Source organism: Actinomadura luteofluorescens (assembly GCF_013409365.1).
Lineage (GTDB): Bacteria > Actinomycetota > Actinomycetes > Streptosporangiales > Streptosporangiaceae > Spirillospora > Spirillospora luteofluorescens.
Window position 1 is genome coordinate 6,735,169 of record NZ_JACCBA010000001.1, and the last position, 15,913, is coordinate 6,751,081.

Consider the following 15,913-nt stretch of genomic DNA (forward strand, 5'->3'; position numbering starts at 1 on the left):
AGCAATCCGTTTTCGGTGGGCTTCTCCCTCTAGGGTCGCGACGCGAATGTGGAGAACCCACGTGAAAGGGGCACAATGCGGCGCGTCTCACGAGGAGCCATGGCACTGCTGCTCGCCGCGGGCATGACCGGGGCGGGCGCCACCGCGGCGCAGGCCGCGGCCTTGGCTCAGGCGGGCACGGCGAAGGCCGGCGCCGCCCAGGCGGGCGACATCCTCGCCCAGCTGAAGGCGATCCCCGGAATGCAGGTGACGGAGAAGCCGTCCACCCTGCCCGGCTACCGCTGGTTCTGGCTCGAGTACAGGCAGCCGGTCGACCACCGCAACCCGCGAGGGCAGTGGTTCGAGCAGCGCATCATGTTGCAGCACAAGTCGGCGGACCGTCCCATGGTGCTCTACACCAGCGGGTACAACACGCCGGAGACGATGTTCACCTCCGAGCCGACGGCCCTGGTCGACGGCAACCAGATCTCGGTCGAGTACCGGTACTTCACCCCGTCCCGTCCGGAGCCGACGGACTGGAAGAAGGACACGATCTGGCAGGCGGCCACCGACGAGCACCGGCTGATCGGCGCCCTGAAGACCATCTACCAGGGCAAGTGGATCTCGACGGGGGCCAGCAAGGGCGGCATGACGGCCGTCTACCACAAGCGGTTCTACCCGCGTGACGTCGACGGCAGCGTCGTGTACGTGGCGCCGAACGACGTCAGCAACAACGACGACCGCGCCTACGACAAGTTCTTCCAGACGGTCGGCTCCGACCCCGCGTGCCGGGCGAACGTCAAGGCCCTCGCGCACAGGTTCCTCGAACGCCGCACCGAGATGCTCAAGCGCTTCAAGGCCGCCGCCGACGAGAACGGCTGGACGTTCGACATCCTGCGCACCCAGGACCGCGCGTTCGAGAACTCGGTGATGGACTACGAGTGGGGCTTCTGGCAGTACAGCCTGCAGTCCGACTGCGCGTCGCTGCCCAAGGCGGGCGAGGCCTCGGACGACCAGCTCTACGAGACGCTCGACAACATCTCGGGCCTGTCGTTCTACAGCGACCAGGGCCTCTCCCCGTACATCCCGTACTACTACCAGGCGGGGACGCAGCTGGGCTGGCCGACGCCGAAGTTCAAGCACCTGCGGCCGCTGCTGCGGTACGAGGACAGCTACCAGCCGCGCACCTACGTTCCGCGTGACATCTCCATGCGGTTCGACAACGGCCGCGCCATGCGCGACATCGACCGCTGGGTGCGGGGCAACGCCGACCACATGCTGTTCCTGTACGGCGCCAACGACCCGTGGGGCTCCGAGCCGTTCCGCCTCGGGCGCGGCAGCCGCGACTCGGCCGTCTACGTCGCGCCGGGCATGAACCACAGCGGCCGGCTCATCGCCAAGCTGCCCGGTGACCAGCAGACCAAGGCGATCACCGACGTCAAGCGCTGGGCGGGCGTCGGGACCGGCATGCAGACCCTCAAGTCGGCTCCGATGGCCGACGACCCGCTCCAGCTCCAGCGCCCGCCGCTGTAGCCGGAGGCACTCATCGGCGAAGCGCCGCGGTGCGCCGGTCCGTGCGTCGACCCCTCGCACGGACCGGCGCGCCGCGTCGCGCATTCAGGGGGAGCTCAGCCAGGCGGCGGTGTTGCCGGGAAGCAACTCGCCGTACAGGGGCGTGCTGGTCAGCAGTGGGGTGCCCGCAGGGAGGCGCACAGGGTTGTCGCCGCAGTTGAGGGCGAACAGCAGTGAACCGCGCCTGAAGAAGAGGGCGGTCTGGGGGGAGTCGATCCACTCCAGGTCTTCCGGGAGGTCGCCGTGCAGGCGGCGGCGCAGGGCGAGCGCCTCGCGGTACCAGTTCAGCATGGAGGACGGGTCGGACGCCTGCGCCTCGGCGGTCATGGACGCCCACCGCTCCGGCATCGGCAGCCACGGCCGGACGCCGTCGGGCGAGAAACCGTAGGGTTCGGCGCGGCCCGACCACGGGAGCGGTACCCGGCAGCCGTCGCGTCCCGCCTTCTCCCCGTTCGTCCGCTTGAAGATGGGGTCCTGCCGGGCGTCATCCGGCAGATCGGTCACCTCGGGCAGCCCCAGTTCCTCGCCCTGGTAGAGGTAGGCGGACCCTGGAAGCGCCAAGAGGAGCAGTAACGCGGCCTTGGCCCTGGCGAGCCCGATCCCCTGGAAACCCTCCTGCCGCTCATAGCGGGTGACGTGGCGGACGGAGTCGTGGCTCGACAGCACCCACGTCGGTGCGGCGCCCGTGGGGGCGACGGCCTTCAGTGCGGCGTCGATCACTTCGCGGAACGCCATGGCCGACCACGGGGCGAGTTGCAGGTCGAACTGGAAGACCTGGTGCAGCTCGTCCGGGCGCAGGTACAGCGCGAGGTCTTCCGGGCCGTCCGTCCACACCTCGCCTATGGCCATGCGGTCGCCGTCGTACTCGTCGAGGATCTGCCGCCATCTCCGGTACACGTCATGGACTTCTGGACGGCTGTAGATGGGACCGTCCGGCATGCGCCGGTCCTGGCCGTGGAGGTCGCGGAACGACTCGTCCTTGAACAGGCCGGCGGCGACGTCGATGCGGAAGCCGTCCACGCCCCGGTCGAGCCAGAACCGCAAGATGTCCTCGAACTCGTGCCGCACGTCCGGGTTGCGCCAGTCGAAGTCGGGCTGCTCGGGCGCGTACAGGTGCAGGTACCACTCGCCGTCGTCCACCCGCGTCCAGGCGGGGCCGCCGAACGCCGACGGCCAGTCGTTCGGCGGGGCCTCCTCGCCGGGACGATCCCCCGGCTTGCCGGACCGGAAGATGTAGCGGGAACGCGCGGGCGATCCGGGCGGCGCCGCGAGCGCCTCCCGGAACCAGCGATGCCGGTCCGACGAGTGGTTCGGGACGATGTCGACGATCAGCCGCATCCCGTGGGCGTGCACGTCCGCCACGAGCGCGTCGAAGTCGTCCAGGGTGCCGAACCGGGGATCGACGTCGCGGTAGTCGGCCACGTCGTAGCCGCCGTCCGCCAGCGGGGAGGTGTAGAAGGGGGTCAGCCACAGCGCGTCCACACCGAGCTCGCGCAGGTGGCCGAGCCGGGACCGGATCCCCTGGAGGTCGCCTTCGCCGTTCCCGTCGGCGTCGGCGAAGCTGCGGACGTAGACCTCGTACACGACGGCGTTGCGCCACCAAGGGGTTCGCGTCATACGGGGCCCTCTACCCGCTTACGTGGGGGCGTTCACCATGCTCTGCGCCGCCATCGTGAAGTAGCCCCAGAGCTGCCGCTCCAGCTCCTCGGGAAGCCCGAGCTCGTCCACCGCGACCCGCATGTGCCGCAGCCACGCGTCCCGCTCGGCGGAGCCGATGACGAAGGGAACGTGACGCATCCGCAGCCTCGGATGCCCGCGCCGCATGCTGTAGGTGTTGGGGCCGCCCCAGTACTGGATCAGGAAGAGGCGCAGCCTCTCCTCGGCCGGACCGAGGTCCTCCTCGGGGTAGAGCGCGCGGAGGTCGGGGTCGTCCGCGACCCCCTGGTAGAAGCGGTGCACCAGCCGGTGGAAGGTCTCCTCGCCGCCGACCGCTTCGTAGAAGGTCACCTGTTCAGCCATAGCGCTCCCACCCTATGTGAGACACGCCCCCTTCCTCACCTTGATCCACTGGGAAGGGGCTAGGGGGCGGGGGTGGCGACGGTGACGCCCGCCTCGTCGAAGGCCCGCTTGACGCGTTCGCGCAGCTCGCGGGCGATGTCGCCCTGCCGGCCCGGCACCGTCTTCAGCACGACGCGGATCACGACGGCGTCGCCCGCGAGGGCCTGCACGCCCCACACCGACGGCTGCTCCAGGACGATGTCGCTCCAGGGCGAGTCCGCGACCAGTTCGTCGGCGGTGGTCTGCAGGATCTCCTTGACCTTCTCGGTGTCCTCGTTGATGTCGACCGGGATGTCCAGGACGGCGCGCCCCCAGTTCTGCGACTCGTTCCCGACCTTCTTGATCTCGCCGTTCGGGACGTACCAGACGGTGCCGTCGACGTCCCGCATGCGGGTGACCCGCAGGGTGACGGCCTCGACCGTCCCCTTGGCGCTGCCCACGTCGATGACGTCGCCGACGCCGTACTGGTCCTCCAGCAGCATGAACAGCCCGGCGAGGAAGTCCTTGACGATGTTCTGCGCGCCGAAGCCGACCGCGACGCCGATGACGCTGGCGCTGGCCAGGATGGGGGCGAGGTTGAGGCCGAGCGAGCCGAGGATGCTGAACGCGGCCGTCCCCATGATGATGATGGACGCGATGGAGCGCAGCACCGAGCCGAGCGTCTGGGCCCGCTGGGCGCGCCGCCTGTTGAGCAGGGCGGGGCTGCCCTCGAAGACCGTCCGGGACCGCTCCCGGACCTTCTCCGACATCGTGCCCTCGGCCATCCGCAGCGTGACCTTGGTGATCATCCGGTGCGCGATGTTCTTCACGATCAGCGCCACCACGAAGGTCACGATGATCCACAGCAGCGTGGTGAGCGGCTTGTCCAGCCAGGTGGCCCAGAACTGGGTGAAGTCGGTGTTCTTCGAGACGTTCCAGACCAGCCGGCACGAGATGCTGGGGTCGGTGTTCTTGCAGGCCGCCTCCGGGGTCCCCTTCTCGGCCCAGGGCAGGAACGGCTTGGCGACCGGCGACGCGGCGAGCGGCACGCTGATCGACGCGAACAGAGACATGGTGTGGCAGACCCTCCCCGGCCATTGCGGTTCCACGCCACCTCGCCGTGGACCGGCGGCGGTACGAGCCCGATCGTAGGGGACGGTTCCGACCGGTTCATACGAACGCCGGGGCTGGTGGCGGGGACCGGCCGGGGAGGGGGGTCCACCGGGCGAACGTGTCCCGCGGGGACCGCGGCTGCCGCGCCCTTCGCCGCGGCCTCGCGGGACACGCCCGGCCTTGCGGGTCGCCCGGTCAGGGCGCCCGAGTCTGTGACGGAGCCCGGGCTCAGCGGCCCGGGGAGCGTCCGCTCACCCCGCGGCGAGCGGCTGGAGGACGTGCGCCAGCTTGAGGGCCGCGCCGCCGACGTCGTCGACGCGGTGCATGCGCTCGCCCCACGACCACCAGAAGTAGTGGTCCTTGGTCTCGGGGGCGGGGGCGCAGGTGACGTCCTCCGCGAGGCTCGCGGCCTCGGGGTTCACGACCCTCAGGAAGGCCGGCCCCGAGCGGGTCCTGACGACGCGCGCGACGAGGCCCCGCGTGTCCAGTTCGTGCTCCAGTTCTTCGAGGTAGCCGACGCGTCTGTCGCTGACCACCTTCGCACCCCCTCCATAGGCGGGCGGATCGCCCGCGGGCCCAGGGCCCGGTCGACCGGACGGTCGACACTCCGGATTCGCTCGATCACAACACGAGAGATTTGCAACTCTCACACTGACCGGTCAAGGGGGCGGCCGAGCGCCGAAGAACCGGATAACCCCACCTCAGGAGAAGTCCTCCTCCCCGCGGAGGAAAAATCTCTACCCGCGGGGTGCGGAGCGCGTCCCGGCCCTCATCAGTTCTCCGGAATCGCTTGGCGGGGACTGTGACGAGGATTACGCTGCGTGCGCAAGAGATTATCTGTTGTGGCCAAAACGACCGGTCGCCGTGGCCGGGACGACCGCCCACCCCCCGAGGAGGGCGGCGTGCCGGCCCGACGGGAGGAGGCCGGATGTCGGACCCCCCTCGGAGAGAAACGGACGTGGCTCGCCGGATACGCGCGCACGCCCTGGCACGGGGACGAGGTCCGGTAGAGATCGCCCAAGAGATCCACGAGCAGTGCGGGCCGCTGTTCGGGACCAGCAGGGTCAAGGCGCACCGGCTGGCCCACGGCGTCGCGCTGTCCGACATCGTGGCGCAGGTCAAGGCGCTCTACGAGGTCGACGGCAAGCCGCCGCCGCGGCTCGGGGAGACGCTGCTGTCCGCCTACGAGAGCGGCTACAAGCGTCCCGGCCCGGAGTACCTGCACTACCTGTGCGCCGTCTACCGAGTGGAACCCGACGCCCTCGACTACCAGAGTCCCTGCATCTGCGGCCGCGGACACGCGGCCCGTGCGGGCGCCGCGAGCGTCCCGCAACCGCGCGCGCCGGACCTGCGTCCGGTACCCGACCCCGACGCCATCGTCGGGGCGATCGTGCCCAGGAGCGAGGAGCGCCCCTGGGCGACCGTCAACGACCTGCGGGGCCATGACCGCGCCGACGGCCCCCTGACCATTGATGTGGGAGAGGAGGACATCGTGCTTCGTAGAACCCTTCTGCAGCTGCTGGCCGGAGCGGGCGTGGCGCTCGACGGTCAGTTCCTTGGGGCGGTCGACAACCTGCGCCGCAAGATGGACGACACCCTGGTCAGCGCGACCGTCTCGCCGACCATGCTCGACCAGTGGGAGGAGACCACCTACGGCTACGGCCGCCAGTACCAGGCGACCCCGTCGCTGCGGATGCTCTGCGACGTGCTGCTCGACTTCAGCGAGGTGCGCCGCATGTGCGACAAGCGCCAGCCGGTCGAGCTGCAGGAACGCCTGTGCCGGATCGCCGCGCAGCTGTCCGGGCTGTCCGGGCTCATCATGATCAACCTGGGGGACCACCGGCTCGCCCGCTCGTTCTTCCGCACCGCGCGGACCGCCGCCGACGAGACCGGCGACCGCCAGCTGCGCGCCTGGGTGACCGTCCGCGAGTCGCTCGTCCCGATGTACTACGGCGACCCGCGCGAGGCGCTGCACCTGGCCCGCAAGGCGCAGGACCTCGCCGGCCGGACCCCCGGCGTCGCCGCCGCCATGGCCCCCGCCGTGGAGGCGCGCGCACTCGGCATGCTGGCGATGCGCGGCCGCGGTGACGCCGCCCCCAGCGCCCGCCGCGCGCTCGTGCGCGGCCGCTCGGTGTTCGACCAGCTCTCCAAGACCGACACCTCCGACCTGGTGTTCGGGTTCACCGACCGGCAGATGGCCTTCTACGAGGGCGACACCTTCACCAACCTCGGCGACCACAAGCAGGGCGACGAGGTGCTCAGCCACGCCCTCACCCTGTACTCGCCCACCGACCGCGTCGACCTGACCCTGGTGCGGCTCGACCGGGCGATGTGCAAGCTGCACGCCGGCCACCCCGAGGCCGCGCTGACGGCGGGCCGCGAGGCCATCTACGACCTGCCGACCGACCACCGGTCCGACATCCTCGTGCACCGCGCCCGGCAGATCGGCGCGGCGGTCGCGACCCAGCACGGCCAGATCCCGGAGCTGGCGGACTTCTACGAGGCCCTCTCCGGCCCGTCGGTGAAGAGCCCGACCCAGGATCAGCCCGCCGCCGTCCGCCCGGGGGAGCAGGTCTGACCGGGATGAGCACCGACAACGCCTCCTGGCAGGGCCACCCCACGCTCGTCCGGCTCCAGGACGAGCCCCCCGAATGGCGCTACGGAGACCTGCGGATCCGCCGGTACCGCGCGGCCGACCACGGCGTCGTCCTGGCCCTCCACCAGAAGGGCCTGGCCCAGGTCGGCCTGCGCCCCGGCGACGGCGTCTACTACGACCACGACTTCTTCCAGATGGAGGACATCTATCTCCGCAACAACGGCGAGTTCCTCATCGGCGAACTCGACCGCCGGATAGTCGCGATGGGCGGCCTGCGCCGCGCCGACCTCATCCCCGGCGGCCGCGCCCGCGCCTACGGCGGCTACGCCCCCGGCGCCCCGGCCCTCGACGCCGCCGAGATGGTGCGCCTGCGTGTCCTTCCGGCGGTCCAGCGCCGCGGCTACGGCACCGCGCTCGTCCAAGCCCTGGAGGAACGCGCGACCGAGTACGGCTACCGCATCCTGCGCGCCGACACCACCGAACTCCAGACCCCCGCCCTGGCCCTCTACAGCAAGTTCGGCTGGACGGAGACCCGCCGCGAGTCCATAGGCGGCATAGTCAACATCTACATCCAAAAACTGATGCGCTGAAGCCCCAGACAACACGACGACAAACCGTCCACAGGAACAACCTCAGCCAGCACCGCAACCACGCAACAACCCCAACGGTTGCGATCGCGTCCGAAGGCAGGTTCGAGCGTGCGAGAACCTGATCGCGCAGCGAGCCGCCAAGGCGAGTCGGAGCGATGCCAGCGATCGCCGCGGTGCTCGACGATGGAGGGCCGCCAAGGCCCGAAGGAGGAGGCATCGCAATAGACACACCCGCTGACCTCGGCCCGCGCCGCAACCACGCAACAACCCCAACGGTTGCGATCGCGTCCGAAGGCAGGTTCGAGCGTGCGAGAACCTGATCGCGCAGCGAGCCGCCAAGGCGAGTCGGAGCGATGCCAGCGATCGCCCGCTTTTATCGACGATGGAGGGCCGCCAAGGCCCGAAGGAGGAGAAAAAAGCAATAAACACAAACCCCCTCCTGGAGGCTTCCCAACCCCAGGAGGGGGTCGATCGTGGGCACGGTTGGCCGTGCGTGTCGCTCCGGCAGCGTAGCGCGATCTTGGGGCGCGTGCTGTGGATCGGTCAGGGGCGACCGGCGGCCACCACCTGCATGAGGGGGTAGCGGCGCCGGCGGACGCCGGTGTAGCCGCGCTCGGTGAGGGCGCGGGTGATCTCGCGGTCGCCGAAGGCGGTGAAGCCGGTGGCGCGGCGCAGGAGTTCGGTGCCGAGGCGTGGGGCGGCGAGCGGGCGCCGGGAGGTGAGGATGACCAGTTTCCCGCCGGGTCTGAGGACGCGGGTCATGCCGTCCAGGGCCGCCCAGGGGTCGTCGAAGAGGTAGAGGGCGCCGAAGCAGCAGACGGCGTCGAACGCGGCGTCGCGGAAGGGGAGGTCGACGGCGTCGCCGCGGACGTAGGTCACGGGGTCGGCGGGGTCGGTGTCGGCGACGGCGCGGGTCAGCATGGTCTCGGACGCGTCGAGGCCGACGACGAGGCCGGACGCGCCGATGCCGGCGGCGAGGGCGCGGGTGACGTTGCCGGGTCCGCATGCCACGTCCAGGACGGTGGCGGGCGGACGGGCGGCGCAGCCGGGTTGCGAGAGGCCGAGCCAGTCGCGGGCCATCGCGTGCTCTTCGGCGGTGTCGGGGCCGAAGGGCCAGCCTTTGGCGAGGTTGAAGCCGACGGGCCGCCACACTTTCTCGTAGATCCGCGGCAGGAACGTCGACTCCATCACCGACTGGGCGAGGGACGGCGACCTCTTCGCGGACGGCCCCAGCAAGTCGAGGTACCCGGCGGACATGTCAGGCTCGCCGGGCGCCTCACGAAGCAGCTTCAGCACCCGCCCTGCCGACTCGCGCAACGTCGTGCTCATCCCACTATTAGATCACGCGTCAATTCATCGCTCGCCAGCGCCCACCTCAGCCACCACCGCAACCCCGCGACGACCTCAGTGGTCGCGATCGCGTCCGAAGGCAGGTTCGCGCGAAGCAAGAACCTGATCGCGCAGCGAGCCGCCAGGCGAGTCGGAGCGATGCCAGCGATCGCCAGCAGTGCCCGACGATGGAGGGCCCTCAGGGCCCGGAAGAGGACCGCACTGCGCAAGCAGGAACGTGAGGGTGTCGGCGGTGAGGTCTGCTGAGCGGGTTACGGAGCGGGCGGCGTGGCCTACTTCGGGTTCGTCGCGTAGGAGGATCGGGGCTTCGGAGGTGGTGGCGTGCTGGAGGGCGGCGCACATCTTGCGGGCGTGGAGGGGGTCCACTCGGGTGTCGCTGCCGAACGTCGTGAACAGGACGGCCGGGTAGGCGGTGCCGGGGTGGACGTGGTGGTAGGGCGAGTAGCCGATGAGCCAGCCGAATTCCTCGGGGTCGTCGGCCGTCCCGTACTCGTCGTTCCATGTCTGGCCGAGGCCGAAGCGCTCGTAGCGGACCATGTCCAGGAGCGGCGCCGAGCACACGACCGCCCGGTAGAGGTCGGGGCGCTGGGTGAGGGCGGCGCCGACGAGGAGGCCGCCGTTGGAGCCGCCGGAGATCGCGAGCTGGGCGGGCGTGGTGAGGCCGTCCGCGATCAGCTTCTCGGCGGCGGCGTGGAAGTCGTCGAAGACGTTCTGCTTGCGGTCCCGCATGCCGGCGCGGTGCCACTGCTCGCCTTCCTCGGAGCCACCGCGCAGGTTGGCGACCGCGTAGACGCCGCCCGCCTCGACCCACGCGAGGATGCTCGCCGAGTAGGACGGCGTGAGCGAGATGTTGAACCCGCCGTAGCCGTAGAGGATCGCGGGGCGCGGCCCGGTCAGGCCCGGACGGGACGCGACGAGCATGCGCACCTCGGTGCCGTCGCGGGAGGTGTAGGCGACCTGGCGCGTCTCGATCTCGGGGACGTCGACCGTGCCGGGCGCCGACGCCCACGGTGTCGTCTCTCCGGTGCGCGCGTCGTAGCGCAGGACCGCCGAGGGGGTCACGTGGTCGGTGTAGCCGAACCAGGCCTCGTGCCCGCCTTCGGGCCGCTCGACGATGCCGCCGATGGAACCGAGGCCGGGGGTCGGGACGGTGCCGAGCCGCTCCCCGGAGGCCAGGTCGTGCACGGTGATCTCGCTGATCGCGTGGCGCGTCCATCCGGCGAGCAGGACCGGGCGCTCCAGGCCGTCGAGGATCGCGAAGTCGGTGAGGACGGCCTCGGGGTCCTGGGGGAGGAGGTCCCGCCACGTCCCGTAGGAGAGGTCGGACGGGTCGGCGACGCACAGCCGGGACCGGGGCGCGTCGCGGTCGGTGAAGACGTAGGCGCGACCGTCGCGGCCCACGTGGATGCCGGTGGAGGCGTCGATGCCCTCCTGCACGGACCGCAGCGCGGGCGCCTCGGGGGAGGACGAGGTCAGGTCGGCGATCCACAGGTCGTTGCGGGGCGCGGTGCCCTGCGACGCGGAGATCGTGAGCCAGCGGCCGTCGCGGCTGACGCCGACCCCGTAGTAGTTGGTCTTGTCCATGTCCGCGCCGAAGACCAGGACGTCGTGGGTGTCGGGTTCGGTGCCGACGCGGTGCAGGTAGACGCGCCGGTGGTACTGCTCCTCGCCCGGCGGGACGTCCTGGGCGGGCAGCCGGCGCGTGTAGTAGTACGCCTCGCCGCCGGGCAGCCAGGCCACCGAGGAGTACCGGGCCCGGTCGATCGGCCCCTCCACCCGGTCGCCCGTCGCGACGTCGATGACGTACAGCAGCGACTCCTCGTCGCCGCCGGTGGACACCTTGTACGCCAGGAGGCGGCCCTCCTTGTCGGGCTGCCAGCCGTCCAGCGTCGTCGTCCCGGCGGGGTCGAGGGCCATCGGGTCGACGAGGACGCGCTCGGATCCGTCGGGGTCCACGGTGTGGAGCACCGGGTGCTCCTGGTCGGCGGAGCGGCGGGTGAAGAAGCGCCGCTCGCCCCGCCACACGGGGGCCCCGACGCTGCCGGCGCCGAGCAGTTCGAGCAGGCGGGCCCGCAGCGCGTCCCGGCCCGGCAGGGCGTCCATGATCTTGTGGAAGAGCCCGTCCTGCGCGGCGCGCCACTCGCCGGTCTCGGCGCTGTCCGGATCCTCCAGCCAGCGGTAGGGGTCGGCGACCCGGTGGCCGTGGATGTCCTCGACGATGTCCAGGCGCTGCGCGGACGGATACTGCGTCATGAATGAACTGTATTGGGCGTTAAGCGCTGGCCGGCCCAGTACTCCCCGCGGGTTCCGTGTTCGAGCGGGTGTGCGGTGGGGGATTATTGGGGTAGCGGACGACCTCCCTCAGACGCCACACTGATTATGGTCGGTTCGCCCCTGGGGAGGTCCTCATGGCGAGTGCGCAGGTGCCGGAGACGATAATCGGGCCTCGGTGGGAGGCGCGCTGCGCCGCGACCACCGGGGCGATCAGGCAGTGCGGCCCGGCGGAGGGCGTCTGATGCGACAGGTCCTCCTCCTGAACGCGACGTACGAACCCCTCACCACGCTGCCTCTGCGGAGGGCGGTCTGCCTCGTGCTTCGCGAGAAGGCGGAGATCGTCCATCACGACACCTCGGGTGACGTGCTCCATTCGGCCACGATGACGGTCGAGATCCCGTCCGTCATCCGGCTCCGCCGCTACGTCCGCATCCCGTTCCGGACCCGCGTGCCCCTGACCCGCGCGGCGCTGATGCGCCGCGACAACTTCCGCTGCGTCTACTGCGGCCGCCGCGCCGAGACGATCGACCATGTCCATCCGCGCAGCCGGGGCGGCAAGCACGTCTGGGAGAACTGCGTGGCCTCCTGCATGACGTGCAACCACAGCAAGGCCGACCGGCTGCTGTCGGAGCTGGGCTGGACGCTCAGCATCACCCCGGCCGTTCCGAGAGGGGCGCACTGGCGGCTCATCGGCCTCGTCCACGACGGCGATCCGCAGTGGGCCGCCTACGTCACCGAGCCCGCGGCCTGACGCGCACACCCGGGGGACGTATCCTGGGTGCGTGCCTCGCTATGACTACCGCTGCCGCGCGTGCGGGTCGACCTTCGAGGTCTCCCGCCCGATGATCAACTCGTCCGACCCGGCCCCGTGCCCGGCCGGCCACGACGACACCGTCAAGCTCCTGTCCACGGTCGCCGTCACCGGCACCTCCCGTGGCGGAGCGCCCCAGCCGCCGCCGAGCGGGGGCGGGGGCTGCTGCGGCGGGGGCTGCTGCTCCTGACCGGTCACCCGGCCTGGGCCGCGCGCAGCGCCCGGCCGGTCGCGGCGACGTCGTAGTTCGGCGGGACGCCCTGGAGCAGCACGGTGGTGCCGGGGATGTTGTCGGCGCGCATCGCGAGGATCTTCTGATAGGCGTCCGAGGCGTACCAGTCGCGGGCCTTGTCCATGTCGGGGAACTCGATGATGACGTAGGCGCCCTCGAACGGGCCTTCGAGCACCTCGGTCTCGCTGGCGTGCACGATGAAGCGGCCGCCGAACGGGTCCATGGTCTCCTGGATGCGCTCCATGTAGACGAAGACGTCGTCGTGTAGCGGCGGCTGGGGGGTCATGTAGGCGAGGGCGTAGGCGGTCATCGCGTTCTCCTTGGTGGTGGGGCCGGGCTGGTTCGCCCGACACCCACCACTTTGCCCTGGACGGGGAATGGAGGCGATTACCCGCCGGGTAATGCTCAGCCGTTCAGGCGGTCGAGCTGGGAGACGTCGCGCGCGGCGCCGGTCGAGGCGGACGTGGCCATCGCGGCGTAGGCCCGCAGGGCGGCGCTGACCGGGCGGTTGCGGTCGCGGGGCCGGTAGCCGCCGAGGTCGGCGAGCAGCTTCTCGCGGCGGATCTCCAGCTCGTCGGCCGGGACGTCCAGCTCCAGGACGCGGTTCGGGATGTCGATCACGATGCGGTCGCCGTCCTCGGCGAGGGCGATGATCCCGCCGCCCGCGGCCTCGGGGGAGGCGTGCCCGATGGACAGCCCGGACGTGCCGCCGGAGAACCGGCCGTCGGTGATCAGCGCGCACGCCTTGCCGAGCCCGCGGCCCTTGAGGAAGCTCGTCGGGTAGAGCATCTCCTGCATGCCGGGCCCGCCCTTCGGGCCCTCGTAGCGGATCACGACGACGTCGCCGGCCTTGACCTTCCCGCCGAGGATGCCCTCGACGGCGTCGTCCTGCGACTCGAAGACGACGGCGGGGCCGGTGAAGGTCCACAGCTCCTCGTCCACCCCGGCGGTCTTGACGATCGCGCCGTCGGGGGCGATGTTGCCGCGCAGGACGGCCAGGCCGCCGTCGGCGGTGTAGGCGTGCTCGGTGGAGCGGATGCAGCCGTTCTCGCGGTCGAGGTCGAGCGACTCCCAGCGGGCGCTCTGCGAGAACGCCGAGGTGCTGCGCACGCCGCCGGGCGCCGCGTGGAACAGCTCGACGGCCTCCGGCAGGACGTCGGGGGAGAGGACGTCCCACTTGGCGAGGAACTCGTCGAGGGACGCGGAGTGGACCGAGTGCGCCGACGCGTTCAGCAGGCCGGCGCGGTTCAGTTCGCCCAGCAGCGCCGGGATGCCGCCCGCGCGGTGGCAGTCCTCGACGTGGTACTTGCCGGTGGCGGGGGCCAGCTTGCAGACGCACGGGACGCGGCGGGAGATCGCGTCGATGTCGGTGAGCCCGAAGTCGACGCCGCCCTCGGTGGCGGCGGCGAGCAGGTGCAGGATCGTGTTGGTGGAGCCGCCCATCGCGACGTCGAGGACCATGGCGTTCTCGAACGCCTCGCGGGTGGCGATGTTCAGCGGCAGGACGGACTCGTCATCGCCGTCGTAGTACCGCTTGGCGACCTCGACGACGGTGCGGCCGGCGTCCTCGTAGAGGCGGCGGCGGGCGGTGTGGGTGGCCAGCACGGTGCCGTTGCCGGGCAGCGCCAGCCCGATCGCCTCGGTGAGGCAGTTCATCGAGTTGGCGGTGAACATGCCCGAGCAGGACCCGCAGGTCGGGCAGGCGCTCTCCTCCATCTCCAGCAGCTTGTCCTCCGGCAGGGAGGAGTCGGCGGAGGCGATGATCGGGTCGATCAGGTCGAGCTTGTTGCCGCCCATGACGCCCTCGACGGGCTTGCCGGCCTCCATCGGGCCGCCGGAGACGAACACGGTCGGGATGTTCAGGCGCAGCGCGGCCAGCAGCATCCCCGGGGTGATCTTGTCGCAGTTGGACACGCAGACCAGGGCGTCGGCGCAGTGCGCGTTGACCATGTACTCGATCGCGTCGGCGATCACCTCGCGGGACGGCAGCGAGTACAGCATGCCGTCGTGGCCCATCGCGATGCCGTCGTCGACGGCGATGGTGTTGAACTCGCGGGGCACGCCGCCGGCCTCCCGGACGGCGCCGGCGACGACCTTGCCGACCTCGTCGAGGTGGACGTGGCCGGGCACGAACTGGGTGAAGCTGTTGGCCACCGCGACGATCGGCTTGCCGAAGTCCTCGCGTTCCACGCCGCTGGCCCGCATGAGCGCGCGGGCGCCCGCCATGTTCCTGCCATGGGTGACCGTGCGTGACCTGAGCGGTGGCATCTTCGACCTCTCCAAACCTGTGACGTGCGGGGACGACGGGCCGCGCATGGTTCGGCGTGGGCGGGCGGGTCGCCTGGAAGGGTACGCGCAGCGGCGGATCGCGGCGCTGCCGCCGGCTCAGCGGAGGTCGCGCCCGGGCCGGCCCGTGACCTCCGATGCTACCAACCCGCCGGAGGGCAGGAAAAAAGCCGGGACGGCGGTGTCCCGGCTTTGCGGCGGGCGGCCCGGGAAAGGGGGCCGCCCTCGCCCTCAGTCGGGGTACTTCGGCGGCAGGGACTCCTCGGCCGCCTGGAAGATGCGCTGGACGTCGCCGTCGGTGAGGATCTTCGGGCGGCGGCGCAGGTACGAGCGCGCCCGGTTGCCCGCGTAGACGTCGACGTCGCGCACCCGCATGACCTTCCACGGGATGGACGGGCCGTAGATCGCCACGGACGGCTGCACCGGCACGTCGAAGCCGACCTGCTCGGCGAGGATCATGCTCGCCATCTGGGCCTCCCAGCGCGCCTCGTCCAGCCGGTCCTTCTTGTTGAAGGGGCCGTGGAAGAGCTTGAGGTGGGACATGGTGCGCACGGGGAGGCGCTTGTCCCACTTCTCCGAGTCGATGGCGTAGACGCCGCTCGGCCCGATGACCAGGTGGTCGATCCGCCCGTCGCTGACGCCCTCGTCGTCGCGGGGGACGGCCCGCGCGTGCAGCACGAGGTATCCGTTGCGCCGCAGGGACTTGAGCTGCCGCTCGGTGCGCCGTTCGGCCGCCGAGGACTTCTGCCAGGCGGTGACGGTGGAGCTCTTGCGGGACAGCCGCACGTAGTCGCCGATGACGACGAGCACCGCGACGGTCAGGCCGAGCCGCCAGCTCGTCAGCATGAGCGCGGCGGCGCCGGCGAGGACGGCCGCGCCGATCCGGTACGCCCAGCGGCGGATCTTGGGATCGTCGAGCGCCGCCGCGGCGGCGCTGCCCTCCAGCCGCTCCTTCACCGGTGTCTGGTCATCGTGTTCACGCGCCTCCTCGGACTCGGGTCGCGCCCTGGCATTCTGCGTGTTGCCCCGCTCCATGGTCGCCATGGTGACGCTCCGTGTTCCTTTCCCTTCGG

At 70.9% G+C, this 15,913-nt stretch carries 13 protein-coding genes and 1 pseudogene; 5 read left to right on the forward strand and 9 right to left on the reverse strand.

Going from position 1 to position 15,913, the window contains the following annotated elements; genetic code table 11:
- Positions 1–99 precede the first annotated feature (99 nt).
- Positions 100–1,512, forward strand: coding sequence for a S28 family serine protease (locus BJY14_RS31390; RefSeq protein ID WP_179846913.1), 1,413 nt, complete (start codon positions 100–102; stop codon positions 1,510–1,512).
- Positions 1,513–1,596: 84 nt separating this feature from the next.
- On the opposite strand, the gene BJY14_RS31395 is transcribed toward BJY14_RS31390, so the two are convergent.
- From BJY14_RS31395 to BJY14_RS31410, 4 genes and pseudogenes are all read right to left on the reverse strand, one after another.
- The gene (locus BJY14_RS31395) at positions 1,597–3,168 is read right to left on the reverse strand and encodes a glycoside hydrolase family 13 protein (protein WP_179846914.1); all 1,572 of its coding nucleotides are present in this window, start codon (positions 3,166–3,168) and stop codon (positions 1,597–1,599) included.
- Between the two features lie 24 nt (positions 3,169–3,192).
- Positions 3,193–3,558, reverse strand: a pseudogene (locus BJY14_RS31400) (globin); the annotation flags it as partial.
- A 71-nt stretch (positions 3,559–3,629) separates the two neighbouring features.
- A complete protein-coding gene (locus tag BJY14_RS31405) occupies positions 3,630–4,661 on the reverse strand; it encodes a mechanosensitive ion channel family protein (RefSeq protein ID WP_179846916.1) in 1,032 nt (343 codons plus the stop codon).
- Between the two features lie 291 nt (positions 4,662–4,952).
- Complete coding sequence (locus tag BJY14_RS31410) at positions 4,953–5,237, reverse strand: hypothetical protein (RefSeq protein WP_179846917.1); 285 nt, start codon at positions 5,235–5,237, stop codon at positions 4,953–4,955.
- 422 nt (positions 5,238–5,659) lie between these two features.
- On the opposite strand from BJY14_RS31410, the gene BJY14_RS31415 reads away from it, so the two are divergent.
- Positions 5,660–7,279 (forward strand): NsdA family TPR-like regulatory protein, encoded by a 1,620-nt coding sequence (locus BJY14_RS31415; protein ID WP_312879487.1) that lies wholly within the window; start codon positions 5,660–5,662, stop codon positions 7,277–7,279.
- 5 nt (positions 7,280–7,284) lie between these two features.
- A complete protein-coding gene (locus BJY14_RS31420) occupies positions 7,285–7,887 on the forward strand; it encodes a GNAT family N-acetyltransferase (RefSeq protein ID WP_179846918.1) in 603 nt (200 codons plus the stop codon).
- Positions 7,888–8,430: 543 nt separating this feature from the next.
- Here BJY14_RS31420 and BJY14_RS31425 read toward each other — a convergent pair.
- Complete coding sequence (locus BJY14_RS31425) at positions 8,431–9,216, reverse strand: class I SAM-dependent methyltransferase (protein ID WP_179846919.1); 786 nt, start codon at positions 9,214–9,216, stop codon at positions 8,431–8,433.
- A 75-nt stretch (positions 9,217–9,291) separates the two neighbouring features.
- Positions 9,292–11,490, reverse strand: coding sequence for a prolyl oligopeptidase family serine peptidase (locus tag BJY14_RS31430; RefSeq protein ID WP_179846920.1), 2,199 nt, complete (start codon positions 11,488–11,490; stop codon positions 9,292–9,294).
- 262 nt (positions 11,491–11,752) lie between these two features.
- On the opposite strand from BJY14_RS31430, the gene BJY14_RS31435 reads away from it, so the two are divergent.
- The gene (locus tag BJY14_RS31435; RefSeq protein WP_179846921.1) at positions 11,753–12,262 is read left to right on the forward strand and encodes an HNH endonuclease; all 510 of its coding nucleotides are present in this window, start codon (positions 11,753–11,755) and stop codon (positions 12,260–12,262) included.
- Positions 12,263–12,293: 31 nt separating this feature from the next.
- Complete coding sequence (locus BJY14_RS31440; protein WP_179846922.1) at positions 12,294–12,512, forward strand: FmdB family zinc ribbon protein; 219 nt, start codon at positions 12,294–12,296, stop codon at positions 12,510–12,512.
- A 4-nt stretch (positions 12,513–12,516) separates the two neighbouring features.
- On the opposite strand, the gene BJY14_RS31445 is transcribed toward BJY14_RS31440, so the two are convergent.
- The 3 genes from BJY14_RS31445 to BJY14_RS31455 form a co-directional block, all read right to left on the reverse strand.
- On the reverse strand, positions 12,517–12,864 hold the full coding sequence (locus BJY14_RS31445; protein WP_179846923.1) for a DUF1330 domain-containing protein: 348 nt from the start codon (positions 12,862–12,864) through the stop codon (positions 12,517–12,519).
- A 95-nt stretch (positions 12,865–12,959) separates the two neighbouring features.
- Positions 12,960–14,822, reverse strand: coding sequence for a dihydroxy-acid dehydratase (gene ilvD, locus BJY14_RS31450; RefSeq protein WP_179846924.1), 1,863 nt, complete (start codon positions 14,820–14,822; stop codon positions 12,960–12,962).
- A gap of 249 nt (positions 14,823–15,071) precedes the next feature.
- The gene (locus BJY14_RS31455) at positions 15,072–15,884 is read right to left on the reverse strand and encodes a nuclease-related domain-containing protein (protein ID WP_179846925.1); all 813 of its coding nucleotides are present in this window, start codon (positions 15,882–15,884) and stop codon (positions 15,072–15,074) included.
- Positions 15,885–15,913: the final 29 nt, after the last annotated feature.